This is a genomic window from Vibrio penaeicida, assembly GCF_030689305.1.
GTDB classification, from domain to species: Bacteria; Pseudomonadota; Gammaproteobacteria; order Enterobacterales; family Vibrionaceae; genus Vibrio; species Vibrio penaeicida_B.
Map to the genome: position 1 here is coordinate 118,822 of NZ_JAUYVM010000010.1, position 17,409 is coordinate 136,230.

Below are 17,409 nucleotides of genomic sequence, written 5' to 3' on the forward strand. Positions count from 1 at the left end.
TCTCTAAGTTAGTATTCAATTACAGCGGATTGTAGCAGGAAAGTTTTGCAGTCTCTAACCCCGTCTAGGCAATATTTTTCGGTAGCGATGGAGCCATAACCTCAAGATCTTAATTGCAGCAATGGCTTCTTTGTTAGCGATCTTGAGGTTTTTGATTTCACAACATACGGGCTATGGCTAATTGCTGAGTGTTCTTATTACGCTAGTTTTTTCTGATTGAAGTTGATGGGATGGTGAGCTGTAAGGTATTGGCTAGCTCGTTTAACTGTGCACCGATTTCGCTGTTATCAAATTGAATATTTTGATGTGGTTTTAGGTCTTGCAAATAAATGGTGGTAACGGGGTTTTTTGAGTCGTAAGAAGAAACGACTTGCGCAGCATTATCACCTCTCAAGGTTTCAATCATTGCGATTAGGAGTTGTGAATTCTTTTCTTTAGAAACGCTTGAGAAATCAAAGGTGACGGTGGCAGCATCACTTAGCTGTTGAAGAGCGATCTCTGTTTGTTTTTGAATATAACTAGAGGGAGTTGTGTCCATCGTGCCGTATTGTATTACGCCGTTTGAACCGGTTAGCTCAGTCGAAACAACCGATACGGGTATTTGTATTGTTTTTTGCAATGACTGGGTTTGTTGCTTTTGAGTGATTTGGTCTGAGTGGTGTCTCATACCAGCAGAAGCAGAAGCAGAAGCACCAGCATTTTCAGCGTTAAGTATGAGCCGAACAGTATCGGTGTTACTGCGATCGCCACTGTCCCTTACATACAGCTGGAATTCATAGGTACCTGCCAATGTTGGATTGATGATGGACGCCTTCAACTTATCTGCATTGAGAATAGTTAACTGTTGCGGACCAGATCGCTGAGTCCAAGAGATGGTTTCAATATCATAGATACTGGGTGATGTTGATGCCGTACCGTTTAGTGCAATACTACTGACAGGAAGCGTGTGCACTTGATCATTACCAGCGTTGACGGTTGGCTTTGTGAGTTTTTTTGCCTCATCGGTGTCAACACTGCATCCTACTAACGCGACCATCAAAACTGGAGCGGAAAGCTTTAACCATTTAAACATAATTCATTCCCTTTATTATTCAATGTGTTGATATTGAATGTACCGTTATTGGGTTGAATTATCGTTGGTTGAAATGAGACGGTTTGTGTCTAAGTTGGACACAAACCAATTAAGGCACAAGTGAAGTGCTGATTACGGGGTAATTAAACCTTGCTCTAACAAGCTACTGCGAAGTTCGTCCGCGCGCTCTCGGTTTACGCCAAAGTCGGAGTGACCTGTGCGGGATTCGGAGCGTACGATCAGTTTATCACCCTCAATCTTGATTTCTAAATCGTCGACAAACCCGAAGAAATCACTGGTGTATTCTATTCGAATGTAAGAGCCATCTTTTACTGCCGTTAGCGAGCCAGGCATTGATAGTGCCACGGTTTCAATTTGCTCAATGGTGATATCGCTTGATGCTAAAGTGAAAGGCTGCAGAATAAAGTCTTCACGGTGTTCAAGGGTAGACACGCAGTTAGGGCTATCGCCACAAGGATGAGAAGTTCTGTCTGGAATGGAAACAGGTTCTTGGCTACAAGCCGAAAGGAAAACTAAAGAGCCTAAGACGACACTGATGGTTTTCATTGGTGAACTCTCCTTTGAATGAAAAAAGCAAAGAATAACGACATTCTTTGCTTTTAGAGTAAGTGTTAAGCGTAATGTTGGCGAGTTAAACTTCTAAGAAATCGAGGATTCCTTCCGCAGCTTTTCTGCCTTCATCAATGGCCGTTACTACTAAATCGGATCCTCTTACGGCGTCACCGCCTGCAAAGATCTTCTTATTGGATGTTTGGTATTGAAATTCTTGGTCGGAAGGTGCTTTGATGCGACCCCATTGATCCAAGTCCACACCAAAAGGTTCTAACCAGCTCATTTTGTGTGGTTGGAATCCAAAGGCCATGATCACCGCATCAGCATCCAGAATGTGTTCGCTTCCCGCGACAGGCTCTGGTCGTCGACGCCCAGCGCTATCGGGTTCACCCAGTGCGGTTTTCACCACTTTCACGCCCACGACTTTGCCTTCTTTGTTCACCTCAATACCAAGCGGCTGGAGGTTGAACATGAAGTTTACGCCTTCTTCTTTAGCATTTTTTACTTCACGGCGAGAGCCGGGCATGTTGGCTTCATCGCGTCGGTATGCACAAACAACGTTGCTGGCACCTTGGCGAATGGACGTGCGAACACAGTCCATCGCGGTGTCTCCACCGCCGAGAACCACTACGCGCTTGCCTGCCATATCGATGTATGGATCGGTTGTATCCAGTTCCATCACTTTATACGTGTTGGAAATGAGGAATGGCAACGCATCATAGACGCCAGGCGCTTCTTCGTTTTCTAAGCCTGCGCGCATATTTTTATAGGTGCCCACGCCTAAGAAGACAGCATCATAATCATCAATGAGTTCTTGAAGTTGTACATCTTTGCCAACTTCGACGTTCATTTTAAATTCGACGCCCATATCACTGAAGATACGACGGCGATTTTCCATTACCCCTTTTTCCAATTTGAAAGAAGGAATACCAAACGTCAGTAAGCCACCGATTTCTGGGTAGCGATCAAATACGACTGGCTTTACCCCATTTCGAACCAATATGTCGGCGGCAGCAAGACCTGCTGGCCCCGCACCAATAATGGCGACTTTTTTGTCTGTCCATTCCACGGCAGACATATCGGGTTTCCAGCCCATTTCGAAGGCTTTATCGGTGATGTACTTTTCGACGTTACCTATGGTGACGGCGCCGAAATCGTCGTTAAGCGTACAAGAACCTTCACACAGGCGATCTTGTGGGCACACACGCCCACACACTTCGGGTAGGCTATTGGTTTGGTGAGACAGCTCAACCGCTTCTATGATTCTTCCTTCATTGGCAAGCTTTAGCCATTGAGGAATGTAGTTGTGAACAGGGCATTTCCACTCACAGTAAGGGTTTCCGCAGTCAAGGCAGCGATCAGCTTGCGCAGTTGCTTGCTGATTGGTAAAGGGTTCGTAGATTTCTACAAACTCGATTTTACGTATTTTTAGCGGTTTTTTAGCCGGATCAACACGTTGTACATCGATAAATTGGTATACGTTCTGGCTCATGAATTTCTCCTACTTACTGCGCCTGAACACGCAACTCAGCTGCGCTGCGACTTTGGTGACCGAGCAATGTTCTCAAGTCAGAGGCTTGTGGTTTCACAAGGTAGAACTTAGGAATCCATTCGTCGAAATTCGCCAGAATTTCCTCAGCATGTGCTGAGTTGGTTTCGTCCAAATGTTCTGATATCAACCCTCTCAAATGCTCTTGATGGATGTAAAGATCCGAGAGTGATAGAGCTTCAACCGATTCTGTGTTCACACGCCCTTTAAAGTCGTCGTTCGCATCCAGTACATAGGCAAATCCGCCTGTCATACCCGCTCCAAAGTTCACGCCTGTTGCGCCAAGAATGGCAACAACACCTCCCGTCATGTACTCACATGCGTTATCACCAGCACCTTCAATGACAGCAATGGTGCCTGAATTACGCACGCCAAATCGCTCGCCCGCTTTACCTGCTGCAAACAGCTTACCGCCTGTCGCACCGTACAAGCAGGTATTGCCTATAATCGTTGCTTCATTACAGCGGAATGCGGTACCTAAGTGTGGCTTGATGGAGATTTTTCCGCCTGCCATGCCTTTGCCGACATAGTCGTTCGCATCACCAGTTAGGTAGAGCTCAACACCTCCAGCATTCCAAACACCGAAGGATTGCCCTGCGGTGCCATTTAAGAATAACTTAATGGGTTGGGTAGCCATTCCCTGATTACCATATCGCTTGGCGATTTCGCCAGACAAACGCGCGCCTACCGAGCGATCGGTATTAATCACATCGTAGTAAAAGTTCGCGCTTTGCTTGGCTTCGACTGCCGCCATGGCATCGGAGATGATTTTTTGGTTTAACGCAGCGTTATCAAATGGGGTATTGGGCTCGGTCCAACTGACAGGGTGCCCTTGCGGCGAGATTGGCTTTTCCAAAATTCCCGAAAGGTCGAGCTTGCTTTGTTTTGCCGTCATACCTTGAACGGCTTCAAGCAAGTCGGTGCGCCCTATTAAATCTGTGAGTTTTTCAACGCCCAGCTCAGCCATGATTTCACGTACTTCTTCGGCAAGCCCCGTGAAGTAGTTGACAACCATATCTGGCAACCCTTTGAAATACTGCTTGCGTAGGGTTTCATCTTGAGTAGCAACACCCGTTGCACAGTTATTGAGGTGACAGATTCGGAGGAACTTACAGCCCATCGCAACCATAGGCGCGGTACCAAAGCCGAAGCTTTCCGCCCCTAAAATGGCGGCTTTTACGACGTCTAAGCCCGTTTTTAGTCCACCATCCACTTGCAAACGGATTTTATGACGTAAGCTATTGGCTACTAATGCTTGCTGAGTTTCTGCAAGCCCCAGCTCCCAAGGGCAGCCAGCATATTTCACCGACGTTAATGGGCTGGCAGCGGTACCACCGTCGTAACCGGATATGGTAATGAGATCGGCATACGCTTTGGCAACACCCGTCGCAATGGTGCCGACACCTGGCTCGGAAACCAGTTTGACGGAAACCAATGCATTAGGGTTAACCTGCTTAAGATCGAAAATCAGCTGAGCCAAATCTTCTATCGAATAAATGTCGTGATGAGGAGGCGGTGAAATCAAGGTTACACCTTGCACCGAGTAACGCAGTTTGGCAATTTCAGCCGTCACTTTGTGACCCGGAAGCTGACCACCTTCACCCGGTTTTGCCCCTTGGGCTACTTTGATTTGTAATACGTCAGCATTGGTCAGATAGTGCGGAGTTACGCCAAATCGACCCGATGCCACTTGTTTGATACGTGAATTACGTTCCGTACCAAAGCGACGCGGATCCTCACCGCCTTCCCCGGAGTTTGAGTAACCGCCTAAGCGATTCATCGCCATGGCTAATGCTTCGTGTGCTTCAGGGCTGAGTGCACCAATCGACATGGCTGCTGAATCGAATCGCTTAAAGAGTTCGGTGTTTGGCTCAATTTTTTCTAGTGGCAGCGCTTTGTCTGCTTTCTTTAGTTTCAATAAGTCACGCAACATGGCGACAGGACGTTCATTAACCTGCTTAGAAAAGGACTTATAGTCATTGGTTTCACCTGAATTGACCGCCGTTTGCAATGTGCTGACGACATCTGGGTTGTAGGCGTGAAATTCCCCACCGTGGACAAATTTCAGCAATCCACCGTGGTCGATGGGCTTGCGTTTTGCCCATGCTTTACGAGACAGATTGAAGACATCTTGTTGGAAGTCACTGAATGAAGCGCCTTGGATTCGGCTTGTCACCCCTTTGAAACAAAGATCGACAACATCTTGATGTAATCCAACGGCTTCAAATAACTGAGAGCAGCGATAGGAGGCGATGGTCGAAATGCCCATCTTGGACATGATCTTGTACAGCCCTTTATTGATGCCGTTGCGATAGTTCAGCATCGCTTCTCCGTAGGAGCGTTCCAGTGCACCATCATCAATGGCTTTACCTAAGGCTTCGTAAGCTAAATATGGATAAACCGCGGTCGCACCAAAGCCAAGTAATACTGCGAATTGATGAGGGTCGCGTGCCGTAGCCGTTTCCACAATAATATTGGCATCACAGCGTAAATTGGCATTGATAAGATGAGTTTGTACTGCACCCACTGCCATTGCAGCCGGAATCGGCAGTTTCCCTTTCTGGATATCACGATCGGATAAAACGACCAGTACCGTGCCTTGGCGGACAACGGTTTCAGCTTGCTCGCACAAGTCATGAATGGCTTGCTCTAGCGATTTTTCTTCAGGATCAAAGTTAATGTCTAGAATGGAATTTCGGTAGTGTTCGTCGTTCAGTTCAAGCAACTGCAGCATATCGGAAAACAGCAAAACCGGTGATTCAAAGGCAACTCGGTGTGCGTGACCATCGGTTTCGCAGAACACATTCATTTCCTGACCCACGCTGGTGGCCAGTGACATGACGTGTTTTTCACGAAGTGGATCAATCGGTGGGTTGGTGACCTGGGCAAACTTCTGGCGGAAGTAATCCGTTACCAAGCGCTCCTTGGAAGATAAAACAGCCATTGGGGTATCGTCGCCCATCGAGCCGACGGCTTCTTGCCCCATATCACCCAGTACTCGAAGGACTTGATCGGCTTCTTCATTGCTCATCGCAAATTGCTTTTGATAAGTCTTGAGTTCATCGTTATCAAAATTGCGTTGACCAACTTCATCGTCCTTTAACTCTGCGAAGGGAGTTAAGCGGTGAACGTTGTTTTCCATCCATTCACGATAAGGATGACGGTTCTTTAGATCGCTGTCGATCTCAGACGATTGCCAAAGTTTCCCTTTTCGAGTGTCGATAACCAGAAGTTCACCGGGACCAACACGTCCTTTTTCAGAGACTTCATCTGGCGTGTAATCCCATATACCGACCTCTGAAGCGAGTGTAATCAGGTTGTCTTTAGTAATGACATATCGAGCAGGGCGCAAACCATTTCTATCTAAGTTACAGGCAGCGTATCGACCGTCTGATAAAACGATCCCCGCAGGCCCATCCCAAGGCTCCATATGCTTTGAATTAAAGTCATAAAACGCACGTAAGTCTGGATCCATGTCTGGGTGATTTTGCCACGCAGGCGGAACCAGCATGCGCATGGCACGGAACACGTCCATACCACCCGCTAAGAACAAGTCCAACATGTTATCTAAGCTGGATGAATCAGAACCCGTTTCATTCACAAATGGCGCGGCACTTTGTAAGTCTGGTAGCAGTGGCGACGAGAACTTGTAAGCACGTGCTCTAGCCCATTGACGGTTACCTTCAATCGTATTGATTTCACCGTTGTGCGCTAAATAGCGGAATGGTTGAGCCAGTGGCCAGCGCGGTTGCGTGTTGGTGGAGAAACGTTGGTGGAACAAGCAAATCGCCGATTCCATACGCAGATCCGCCAAGTCCAAATAGAATCGTGGTAGATCCGCAGGCATGCAAAGCCCTTTGTACACGATGACCTGAGTCGATAGGCTGCAGATATAAAAATCGTCATCGTCTTGAATTTGTTTTTCAATACGGCGACGAGCAATATACAGGCGACGTTCAATATCGCGTTCCCGCCAACCAGCAGGAGCTGAAATAAACACTTGCTCGATGTTAGGAACAGACTCATTGGCGATCGGACCTAAAACATCGGTGTTGATGGGAACATCCCGCCAACCAACGACAGTGAGTGTTTCTCTTGCTAACTCTTCGTTAATGACGCGTTTGGCTTCTTTTGCTTTTTCAGGATCTTGGCTAAAGAAAACCATGCCAACCGCATACTGTTTGCCTAGGTTCCAACCTTGTTCTTGGGCGATAATGCGCAGATAAGTATCTGGCTTTTGAAGTAGTAATCCGCAGCCATCACCCGTTTTACCGTCGGCGGCAATACCACCACGGTGAGTCATTCTGTCGAGTGCTGAAATAGCAGTGCGGACGAGTTTGTGACTCGGCTGACCTTCCATATGGGCGATCAAACCGAATCCACAGTTGTCTTTTTCAAGACGTGGATCGTATAGAGCCATTGCAATTCTCCCTTTGCTTCCTACCTTCCTGGTAAGGGAATTGTGTAACTTATATTTTTATAGTTATGTGGAGTGGCGTAGTAATTATAGTTGCCAAACTCTCTGTTTTCTTAACATTGCGGTGTCATTTTGTTATCACCAGATTCACAACCTATAGCTAATGATAGAAAACGTCAAGTTATTGGATATTTGTTGGTATAACTAAGGGAATTTGGTGATTTGCCTCGTTTATTTGTCATGTAAACAATGAGTTAGAATGATGTTTTTAACATCTTATTCACAATTTAAGGCAAAAAAATGCCAGCAACAAATGTTGCTGGCAAAGTTCAGGAAGGAGTTGGCAAAGCAACGTATCGCTTTGCCTATTTTTATACTGAAAGCATCAGTGAATCGGCTTTTGCTTCTAAATTGGTGTTGCCCATTAAATGTGCATCAATAGCGCGAGCAGATTCGCGCCCTTCATTGATGCAACGAACCACTAGTGATTGCCCAGTACGCATATCACCTGCAGCAAATACACCTTTTTGGTTCGTTTGGAAATCTTGAGTAGCAACGTTACCGCGCTCATCAAGCTTGATATCCAATTGCGCAAGAATACCGGTTGGTTCTGGGTGCAAGAAACCCATAGCCAAGAAAGCCAAATCACATGGAATCACACGCTCACTGCCAGCAACTTCATCAAATGAAGGGCGCTCACCAGGTTTGGCGTCCTGCCATACGATATCAGCAATACGTAAACCCGTTACTTGACCTTCATCGTTACCGACAAATTCTTTGGTCAGAATATTCCAGTGGCGGTCACACCCTTCTTCGTGAGAAGTAGAGGTGCGCATGATCATCGGGTATTGAGGCCAAGGCATGTTCACTGGGCGCTTTTCTGGCGGAATCGGCATGATTTCTACCTGAGTGATACTCGCGGCTTTGTGGCGGTTAGAAGTACCCACACAGTCAGAACCTGTGTCACCACCACCAATCACAACAACATTTTTTCCTTTGGCGTGAATTTCTTTGGTTTTCAGATCCATGTCGTTTGCACGACGGTTGTTCTGACCTAAGAACTCCATCGCAAAGTGCACGCCGTTCAGTTCACGACCCGGTACTGGCAAATCGCGTGGTACCGTAGAACCACCCGTTAGCAGAACCACATCAAAGTCTTGACGAAGTTGCACTGCGTTGATGTCGACACCAATGTGCGCGTTTACAACAAACTTGATGCCCGCTTTTTCCATTAAATCGATTTTACGATCAATAACAGACATGCTGAGTTTGAAATCAGGAATACCAAAGCGCAGTAAGCCACCCACTTTTTCATCACGTTCGAAAACCGTAACTAAGTGACCCGCACTATTAAGTTGTTCTGCAGCAGATAGACCAGCAGGACCACTGCCGATGATAGCCACAGTTTTACCTGTGCGTGAACGCGGTGTTCTCGGTTTGGCATAACCTTCGCGATACGCCGTTTCAACGATGGTTTTCTCGATGTTACAGATGGTGATTGGATCTTGGTTAATACCCAATACACACGAACTCTCACAAGGAGCAGGACATACGCGGCCGGTAAATTCTGGGAAGTTATTGGTGGAACTTAGAATGTTCCACGCCTCTTCCCAGCTGTCGCGAAAGACCGCATCATTAAATTCAGGAATGATGTTGCCGATAGGGCAGCCGTTATGACAAAACGGCACACCACAATCCATACAGCGAGAAGCTTGAGTATTGATTTTGGTGCCGAACTCTTCGTTCAGCACAAATTCTTTGTTGTTTTCAATTCGAACGCTAGGGTCAAGCTTTCTTGGAAGCTCACGACCATGCTCTAAAAATCCAGTAGGCTTACCCATTATACTGCCTCCACTTCTTCTTTCTGTTCTGCTTCCGCTTTACGCTTTTGAAGTACCGCTTTGTAATCGCGCGGCATCACTTTCACCATAGTGGTTAAGCTTGCTTCAAAGTTATCAAGGAAAGACTGAGCAACTTCACTTCCTGTGAATTCAACGTGCTTGGCCAGCATGTCGAGTAGCAGGTCTTTATCTTCTTGTTCAATTGGGTCTAAATCGACCAGTTCAGCATTCAGCTTGGTTTCGAAATCACCTGCGGTATCCCAAACGTAAGCGACACCGCCGCTCATGCCTGCCGCGAAGTTACGGCCTGTAGAGCCAAGAATAACGGCTGTACCACCTGTCATGTATTCACAACCGTGGTCACCTACACCTTCAACAACTACCTTGGCACCAGAGTTACGAACACAGAAACGCTCGCCAGCTAGACCACGAATGTAGGATTCACCGGAGGTTGCACCGTAGAAACATACGTTACCTACAACGATGTTGTCTTCCGCAACAATGCTGGATTTTGAATCTGGATAAAGGACTAACGTACCGCCAGATAAGCCTTTACCCCAGTAATCGTTCGCATCACCTTCCACTTCGAATTTCACACCTTTCGCAAGGAATGCGCCAAACGACTGACCAGCACTACCGTGGAACTTAACGTTCATTGGTTGGGGTAATCCTTGGTCTTTGTAGACTTTGGATATTTCGTTGGAAAGCATGGTGCCTGCACTGCGGTCGGTGTTGATGATAGGCAGTGTTGCACTGACGGGTTCACCGAATTCTAGCGCTGGCTGTGCCAGTTGAATCAGCTGGCGATCCAGTACTTCTTCCAAGTTGTGGTTCTGCTCTTTCTGGTTGTAAACACCGTCTTCTTCACGCGCTTGCTCGATGTGCAAGACAGGTGAAAGGTCTAGGTTCTTGTACTTCCAGTGAGTGATGTTTTCACGCACTTTCAACTTGTGAGACTGACCAACCATTTCAGCGATAGAGCGGAAACCAAGTTCAGCCATAATTTCACGTAAGCCTTCTGCCATGTATTGGAAGAAAGTCACGACATCTTCTACGCGACCATCGAATCGTTCACGTAGCGTTTTGTTTTGTGTTGCGATACCAACTGGGCAAGTGTTCTTATGACACTTACGCATCATGATACAACCTTCAACGACAAGAGCGGCTGTTGCCACGCCCCATTCTTCTGCACCGAGAAGTGTCGCCATAGCTAAATCACGAGGGGTTTTCATCTGACCATCAGACTGAACCACGATGCGGTTACGCAAACCATTCTTAAGAAGGGTCTGGTGCGTTTCTGCCAAGCCCAATTCCCACGGTAATCCCGTGTGACGGATTGAAGACATTGGCGAAGCACCTGTACCACCATCGAATCCAGCAATGAGAACGACATCAGCTTTGGCTTTAGCAACACCAGAGGCAATCGTACCCACGCCTGCTTCAGAAACCAGCTTCACGTTCACACGACCTTTTCGGTTGGCGTTTTTCAGATCGTAAATGAGCTGTGCCAAATCTTCGATAGAGTAGATATCGTGGTGTGGTGGTGGTGAAATCAGACCAACTCCTGGAGTTGAGTGGCGAGTAGCACCAATCCAATCATCGACTTTGTCGCCAGGTAGCTGTCCACCTTCACCAGGTTTCGCACCTTGCGCCATCTTGATTTGGATTTCGTCAGCGTTAGTTAAGTAGTATGACGTTACACCGAAACGGCCCGATGCGACCTGCTTGATAGCAGAGCGTTCCCAGTCGCCATTTTTCTTACGCTCGAAACGCGCAGGGTCTTCACCACCTTCACCGGAGTTCGATTTCGCACCAATGCGGTTCATCGCAACGGCAAGTGTGGAGTGCGCTTCGTATGAGATAGAGCCGAAAGACATCGCACCTGTCGCAAAGCGTTTTAGGATGCTTTCGATAGGCTCTACTTCTTCAAGAGGAATCGATCCTGCTGGGTTCTTAATGAAGTCCAACTGGCTACGCAGTGTTGCTGCATCATCACCTTGGTCATCGACGGCTTTCGCGTATTGCTTGAACTGACCAAAATCTTTGTTTCGTGTCGATTGCTGAAGCAAAGAAATGGTTTCAGGGTTGAAGAGGTGCTTTTCACCACGCTGTTTCCACTGATAAACCCCACCTACATCCAGTACTTGTACTGGGATTTCACGTGTTGGGTAACCGACGCGGTGACGAACCAATACTTCTTTGGCAATGTCATCAATGGTTAAACCTTCGATACGTGTCACCGTACCTGTGAAGTATTTTTCTACGACAGATTTGCTAATACCCAACGCTTCGAAGATTTGCGCGCCGTGGTAAGACTGCAATGTAGAGATACCCATCTTAGAGAAGATCTTGAGCAAGCCACCATTGACGCCCTTACGGTAGTTTTCGAATAGAACATCCGAAGGCGTTTCAGGGTCGAGCTTACGCTTCTTCTGAAGATCGATAATGGTTTCTGTTACCAAGTATGGGTTTACGGCATTTGCACCGTAGCCACATAGCGTTGCAAAGTGGTGCGTTTCACGCGCATCACCTGTTTCTACAACGATGTCACACTTCGCACGTAACCCTTTACGGATCAAGTGGTGGTGAACAGCGCCAACAGCCAGCATTGCTGGGATAGCTGCGTGGTTAGAGTTAACGGCACGGTCAGTCAGCAGGATGATGGAGTAGCCATCAATCACGGCATCTTCTGCGTATTGGCAAATACGCTTCAATGCTCGCTCAAGCTTGCCTTCTTCTTCACTTGCTCGGAATACGATGTCGAGTGTTTTAGCTTGCAAATGTTCATTATCGATAGCACGCAGTTTTTCAAGCTCGGCATTCGAAAGAACAGGGGATTCCAGTTCTACTTTCTGACAGTGCTCAGGGGTTTCTGCTAGCAGGTTTTGGTCTTTACCTAGGTAGGTATTCAAAGACATCACCATACGCTCACGGATTGGATCGATTGGTGGGTTTGTTACCTGAGCAAAAAGCTGCTTAAAGTAGTTAGATAAGTGCTGCGATTGATGTGACAGCACAGCCAGCGGCCAGTCGGCACCCATAGCACTCAGCGGCTCTTTACCGTCTTTTGCCATCGGTACGATGATTTCGTTGACTTCTTCCGAGCTCACACCAAACGCTTGTTGATGATGCATCAAGCGCTCTGAACTTGGCTGGTGGTGTTTGTTACCCGCTTCTGGTAGCCCTTTCAGGCTCAGAAGGTTGTCTTCCACCCACTGCTCATAAGGCTGTGCATTGGCAATGCCATCTTTCACTTCTTCATCAGAAATGATACGACCTTGTTCTAGATCGGCAACGAAGATACGACCAGGTTGTAAGCGACCACGGAATTCGACGTTCTCTGGCTCGATTTCAACCACACCAGATTCTGATGCCATGACTAGGAAATCGTCTTTGGTTACTGTGTAGCGCGATGGACGTAAGCCGTTACGGTCAAGCGTTGCCCCTACTTGAACACCGTCGGTGAAACAAACAGAAGCCGGACCATCCCAAGGTTCCATGATATTGGCATGGTACTGGTAAAACGCACGGCGCGTTGGGTCCATGTTTTTGTTTTCTTGCCAAGCTTCAGGGATCATCATCATAAGAGCATGAGGCAAGCTACGACCAGAAAGGACTAGGAGCTCAAGCGCCATATCAAAGTTAGATGAATCTGAGCTACCTTCCTGACAGATAGGCAGCAGCATATCGATTTCTGCCTGAGTAAACAGGTCAGATTCCAAAATGGCTTCACGCGCTTTCATCCAGTTAAGGTTGCCGCGAACGGTGTTGATTTCACCATTGTGTGCAATGTAACGGAAAGGCTGAGCTAAGCGCCATCTTGGGAATGTATTGGTAGAGAAGCGAGAGTGAACCAATGCCAGCGCAGTAACCATTGTAGGGTTTTGCAGATCCAAGAAGTACTGAGGCACTTGTTCTGTGGTTAGCTGCCCTTTGTAGACAATGGTTTTGTACGACATGGAGTTGATATAGAAATCATCCCCAATGTTCGACACACTTTCTAGGCAAACACGGACGGTGTAGTTTCGCAGAACATAAAGTTTACGCTCCAGTTCTTCTGGTGTCGTACCCGGACCGCCTGTGATAAAGACATGCTCAAACTGAGGTTCAGTACTTAGAGGATCAGCACCAATCATGGAGTTATCGACAGGGAGAACACGATAGCCCAGAACTTCAAGATCTAAGCGCTTTGCATTACGTTCAAGAATATCTCGGCATTGTGCACGTTTGTGCTCATCTTTAGGGAAGAGGACAACACCCGCACCGTATTTTTCAAAAGAAGGCAATTTAATGCCAAGCTTAACCGTTTCTTCCAACAGGAATTCGTGTGGTTTCTGCAGTAAAATACCAGCACCGTCACCCGAACACGGATCACAACCTTGACCGCCGCGGTGTTCCATGCGAGCAAGCATATCAAGCGCCTGCGTCACTACATCATGAGATTTACGGTTTTTTAGGTGAGCAACAAAACCGATACCACAAGCGTCATGCTCCAATTCGGGAGTGTATAGACCTTGTGTCTTTTGCTCTCTATCTACCATAGATACTTCCTTCCAGTTTATTACGGGCACGGGTTACTCGCGTAAACGCACCTGTTCCTTTTAATTATGAAATCGAAACCATCTATGTTGATGGTCTGAATCCTTTCTGTTCTTCGCGGAAATATAATTAGCGAAGATAACTAATCCTTGGTGATATCCATTATGATTCGCCTGATTTGTAGGCATTTGTATTGGAGGGAATGGATATCTTCCGATTTATTCGCGCTCTTTTATTGGCCGACATTGCTCAAAAAAACGTGATTTGTGTAACTATCCTACATTTTTGTAATAGTAAATTCCATCCAAACTTAACGCAGAATGTGTGTTTTTTCAGCTGATTTATGCAGTTTTAGCTTAACAAAACGATAACATCTGCAAAAAATCCTGTATTTTCTGCATCTTTATTGATTTTTGTTCGTAATTCATCTTTTTCGTGCTTCTACAATTTGGTGATAATTTTCGGTGATATGTAATTAAATTACATAAATGAGAATGATTCTCGTTTGATGTCTTTTCGTTCATATGACACAGGTTTTTTGATCTTAAAGAAGATTCTTTTGTAGAGGTATTAACTAATAGCCATGAAACAATTGCATGAGTCGGTCAATACGTTGGGGCAAGATCTACAGCGGAGATATGGTGAGAAAGTTCATAAACTGACGTTGCATGGTGGATTTAATTGCCCAAACCGAGATGGAACGATTGGTCGAGGAGGCTGCACTTTTTGCAATGTCGCTTCGTTTGCTGATGAGCAAGCTCAAGTGAAGAGCATTAAAGAGCAACTTGTAGACAGAGCGGGTGAAATAAGCCGCGCTAAAAAGTACTTGGCCTATTTTCAGGCCTACACCAGCACGTACGCTGAAGTGCAAGTGTTACGCAGTATGTATGAAGAAGCGCTGGAACAAGCGGATATTGTGGGTTTGTGTGTTGGCACTCGACCGGACTGCGTGCCAGATACTGTGCTGGAATTACTAACCGAATACTTGAGTAAAGGGTATGAAATCTGGCTGGAATTGGGGTTGCAGACAGCAAACAACAATACGCTGAAACGGATAAATCGAGGGCATGATTTTGAGTGCTACTCGCGCATTACTCAAAAAGCACGACAGTTGGGCATCAAAGTGTGTACTCATCTTATTGTCGGGCTACCAGGAGAGAGCAAGCCGGATTGTATTGAGACTATAAACAAAGTTGTCGATGTGGGCACCGATGGTATTAAGCTTCACCCTCTGCATATTGTAGACGGAAGTATCATGGCTAAAAGTTGGCAGGCAGGTAGGCTCGTTGCGCCAGAGCTTGAATGGTATGTGGATATTGCGTCTGAGATGATTCGTCGGACACCGCCTGAGGCTGTTTATCATCGAGTTTCTGCGACTGCGAGAAGACCAACTTTGCTAGCACCAATGTGGTGTGAACAGCGATGGCTGGCGATGACTGAAATTGGACGTAATCTGGATAAACTAGGTGCACAAGGAAGTTTACTTAACCAACCCTATGAATTTGTTGATCCCAAACGGTTAGTTGAACAATTCATTTAAGCGCTCATTCTCCTATTTGTGTACAATCTGGACGGGCAATCAAGAGCGACGATCACGATGGAAGAATTTATTCACTGGCTTTGGGATAACACCCACGGGTTTGGTATCGATATTTTCGCGATATTGGTGGGATCCAGCCTGGCAATTGGTGCGAAGTTGTATTTTCAAAGGCAACTCAACGAGCTGATTCAAAGTACCCCAACAGCCATGATTGCCATAGACGCTCATAGTGGCAAGCTGCTTGATGCGAATACGGAAGCTCTTCAACTTTTGGCCATTAGGCGAGTAGGGGAGCAATACCTTTTCCCTAATTCGGTTTCTTCAACCGACTTACTCCATCTATTGAATGAAGCGTTTGATGACCAGCGCAAGAATCTATCCTATCGATTTTCTGTTTCACAGCATCATGAAGTGAACACCACCTTATCGGGACGAAAAACAGCTTACTTAGGGAAGAAAGCTTGGATTTTGTACTTAACACCTTATCAATCGACCGAAAGTGAGCTTGATGAAAAGCAGCAAGATTTACTGATTTCAAAGCGGGTCTTGGACTCCATTTCGCAGCCAGTTTTTTATACAGATAAAAATGGGGAGCTGATCGGGAGCAATAGAGCGTTCGATCTTTTTTGGAAAGGAAGGTCAAGTGAAGGCACTAAAAGTGCGAAACAGCTGAGCCAGCAAAAGCACGGCCAGCAGCGCTGGACTACATCTTCAGATGGTCATGCTTGCTTGTTAGAGACTCATATTAAAATGCTAACCGATGAAAACGGCGATGTGATAGGCAGTATCGGCATTAGTCTAGATGTGACTGACTGGCATAACAGCCAGCAAATATTGCGCGATGAAATGGAGCGCAGTAAAGACACTGAAATTGCCCTCGCACAGCGTGACACGATATTGCAATCGATTTTAGAAGCCAGCCCCGATCCGATTGGTTTATTCAACCAAAATCGAATTTATGAAGCCTGTAATCAGCCTTATGTTGAAGCTCTTGGGGTCGCAACACCTAATGATTTGATTGGTAAACGAGTGGAAGAGGTCGTTTCTCGCAAAGCTTACATGCGCTACAAAGACAGCGACGACAAAGTAATGCAGGAAGGCACCTCGCTACGCTATATCGATCGTATCGAACACAGTAATGGTGATGTTACTTGGTACGACGTAGTAAAAGCGCCCTATCGGAACCCGGCATCAGGTACAAACGGTGTTTTGGTCATGGCGCGAGATGTATCTGAACGATTTATCGTGGAAGAGCAACTCGAAAAGGCGAATCGTGAACTGGAGAAACTGAGCTTCATTGACGGCTTAACAAAAGTCGCGAATCGCCGACGCTTCGATGAGCAGCTAGAGTTGTTATGGCGTCTGCACGTTCGTCAGCACAAGCCCCTGACCGTCATGTTGTGCGACGTTGACCATTTTAAAGACTACAACGACAACTATGGTCACCAAAAAGGGGACTCTGCGCTTATTGCTCTTGCGTCGACTTTCGAGAAGGTACTCTCTCGATCTTCTGATTGTGTTGCGCGATATGGTGGAGAAGAGTTTGCCTTTATTTTGCCCGACACAACATCGGAAGGGGCGAGGCGAGTAGCAGAAAATATTCATCAATACGTTCATGATTTGAATATTGTTCATGAACACTCCGGTGTCGCTGACCGCATTACTTTAAGCATCGGCATTGTGTCATACATTCCGGCGATATCAGAAGTGCCTAGCCAATTGGTGGCTATGGCGGACCAAGCGTTATACAAAGCCAAACAGAAGGGACGAAATCAGTCTCAATTTGTTTGAATTCATTGTTTTAACGTGGATGTGAAGCATCAATAAGAATCTTTTTTTGGCTACCGTTACAATACGGATTTCCGTCACGCTGCCACT

8 protein-coding genes are annotated in these 17,409 nt (G+C 46.5%); 2 read left to right on the top strand and 6 right to left on the bottom strand.

The window, feature by feature from the left end; translation table 11 throughout:
* Positions 1 to 202: 202 nt before the first annotated feature.
* The 6 genes from Q8W40_RS16885 to gltB (Q8W40_RS16910) form a co-directional block, all read right to left on the bottom strand.
* Positions 203 to 1,072 carry a PKD domain-containing protein gene (locus Q8W40_RS16885; RefSeq protein ID WP_305398863.1) on the bottom strand — a complete coding sequence of 290 codons (870 nt, stop codon included), beginning with the start codon at positions 1,070 to 1,072 and terminating at the stop codon, positions 203 to 205.
* Between the two features lie 132 nt (positions 1,073 to 1,204).
* A complete protein-coding gene (locus tag Q8W40_RS16890; protein ID WP_126608535.1) occupies positions 1,205 to 1,639 on the bottom strand; it encodes a DUF1499 domain-containing protein in 435 nt (144 codons plus the stop codon).
* A gap of 85 nt (positions 1,640 to 1,724) precedes the next feature.
* Positions 1,725 to 3,137 carry an FAD-dependent oxidoreductase gene (locus Q8W40_RS16895; RefSeq protein WP_101112392.1) on the bottom strand — a complete coding sequence of 471 codons (1,413 nt, stop codon included), beginning with the start codon at positions 3,135 to 3,137 and terminating at the stop codon, positions 1,725 to 1,727.
* A 13-nt stretch (positions 3,138 to 3,150) separates the two neighbouring features.
* Complete coding sequence (gene gltB, locus Q8W40_RS16900) at positions 3,151 to 7,614, bottom strand: glutamate synthase large subunit (RefSeq protein WP_305398866.1); 4,464 nt, start codon at positions 7,612 to 7,614, stop codon at positions 3,151 to 3,153.
* 368 nt (positions 7,615 to 7,982) lie between these two features.
* Entirely contained in the window at positions 7,983 to 9,452 is a 1,470-nt protein-coding gene (locus Q8W40_RS16905; protein ID WP_305398868.1) for a glutamate synthase subunit beta, read from the bottom strand.
* Complete coding sequence (gene gltB / locus Q8W40_RS16910) at positions 9,452 to 13,993, bottom strand: glutamate synthase large subunit (protein WP_305398869.1); 4,542 nt, start codon at positions 13,991 to 13,993, stop codon at positions 9,452 to 9,454. The genes Q8W40_RS16905 and gltB (Q8W40_RS16910) overlap by 1 nt, the downstream gene beginning before the upstream one ends.
* Before the next feature lie 581 nt (positions 13,994 to 14,574).
* Between gltB (Q8W40_RS16910) and Q8W40_RS16915 the strand changes: the two genes are divergently transcribed.
* Both Q8W40_RS16915 and Q8W40_RS16920 read left to right on the top strand, forming a co-directional pair.
* Complete coding sequence (locus Q8W40_RS16915) at positions 14,575 to 15,531, top strand: TIGR01212 family radical SAM protein (protein WP_305398871.1); 957 nt, start codon at positions 14,575 to 14,577, stop codon at positions 15,529 to 15,531.
* A 57-nt stretch (positions 15,532 to 15,588) separates the two neighbouring features.
* Positions 15,589 to 17,322: a sensor domain-containing diguanylate cyclase gene (locus tag Q8W40_RS16920; RefSeq protein WP_305398873.1), complete on the top strand. Its 1,734-nt coding sequence runs from the start codon at positions 15,589 to 15,591 to the stop codon at positions 17,320 to 17,322.
* The last annotated feature ends 87 nt before the right edge of the window (positions 17,323 to 17,409 follow it).

Coding starts and splice junctions, on each gene's coding strand:
- Q8W40_RS16885 (WP_305398863.1), bottom strand. CDS start 1,072: ATGTTTAAATGGTTAAAGCTTTCCGCTCCAGTTTTGATGGTCGCGTTA.
- Q8W40_RS16890 (WP_126608535.1), bottom strand. CDS start 1,639: ATGAAAACCATCAGTGTCGTCTTAGGCTCTTTAGTTTTCCTTTCGGCT.
- Q8W40_RS16895 (WP_101112392.1), bottom strand. CDS start 3,137: ATGAGCCAGAACGTATACCAATTTATCGATGTACAACGTGTTGATCCG.
- gltB (WP_305398866.1), bottom strand. CDS start 7,614: ATGGCTCTATACGATCCACGTCTTGAAAAAGACAACTGTGGATTCGGT.
- Q8W40_RS16905 (WP_305398868.1), bottom strand. CDS start 9,452: ATGGGTAAGCCTACTGGATTTTTAGAGCATGGTCGTGAGCTTCCAAGA.
- gltB (WP_305398869.1), bottom strand. CDS start 13,993: ATGGTAGATAGAGAGCAAAAGACACAAGGTCTATACACTCCCGAATTG.
- Q8W40_RS16915 (WP_305398871.1), top strand. CDS start 14,575: ATGAAACAATTGCATGAGTCGGTCAATACGTTGGGGCAAGATCTACAG.
- Q8W40_RS16920 (WP_305398873.1), top strand. CDS start 15,589: ATGGAAGAATTTATTCACTGGCTTTGGGATAACACCCACGGGTTTGGT.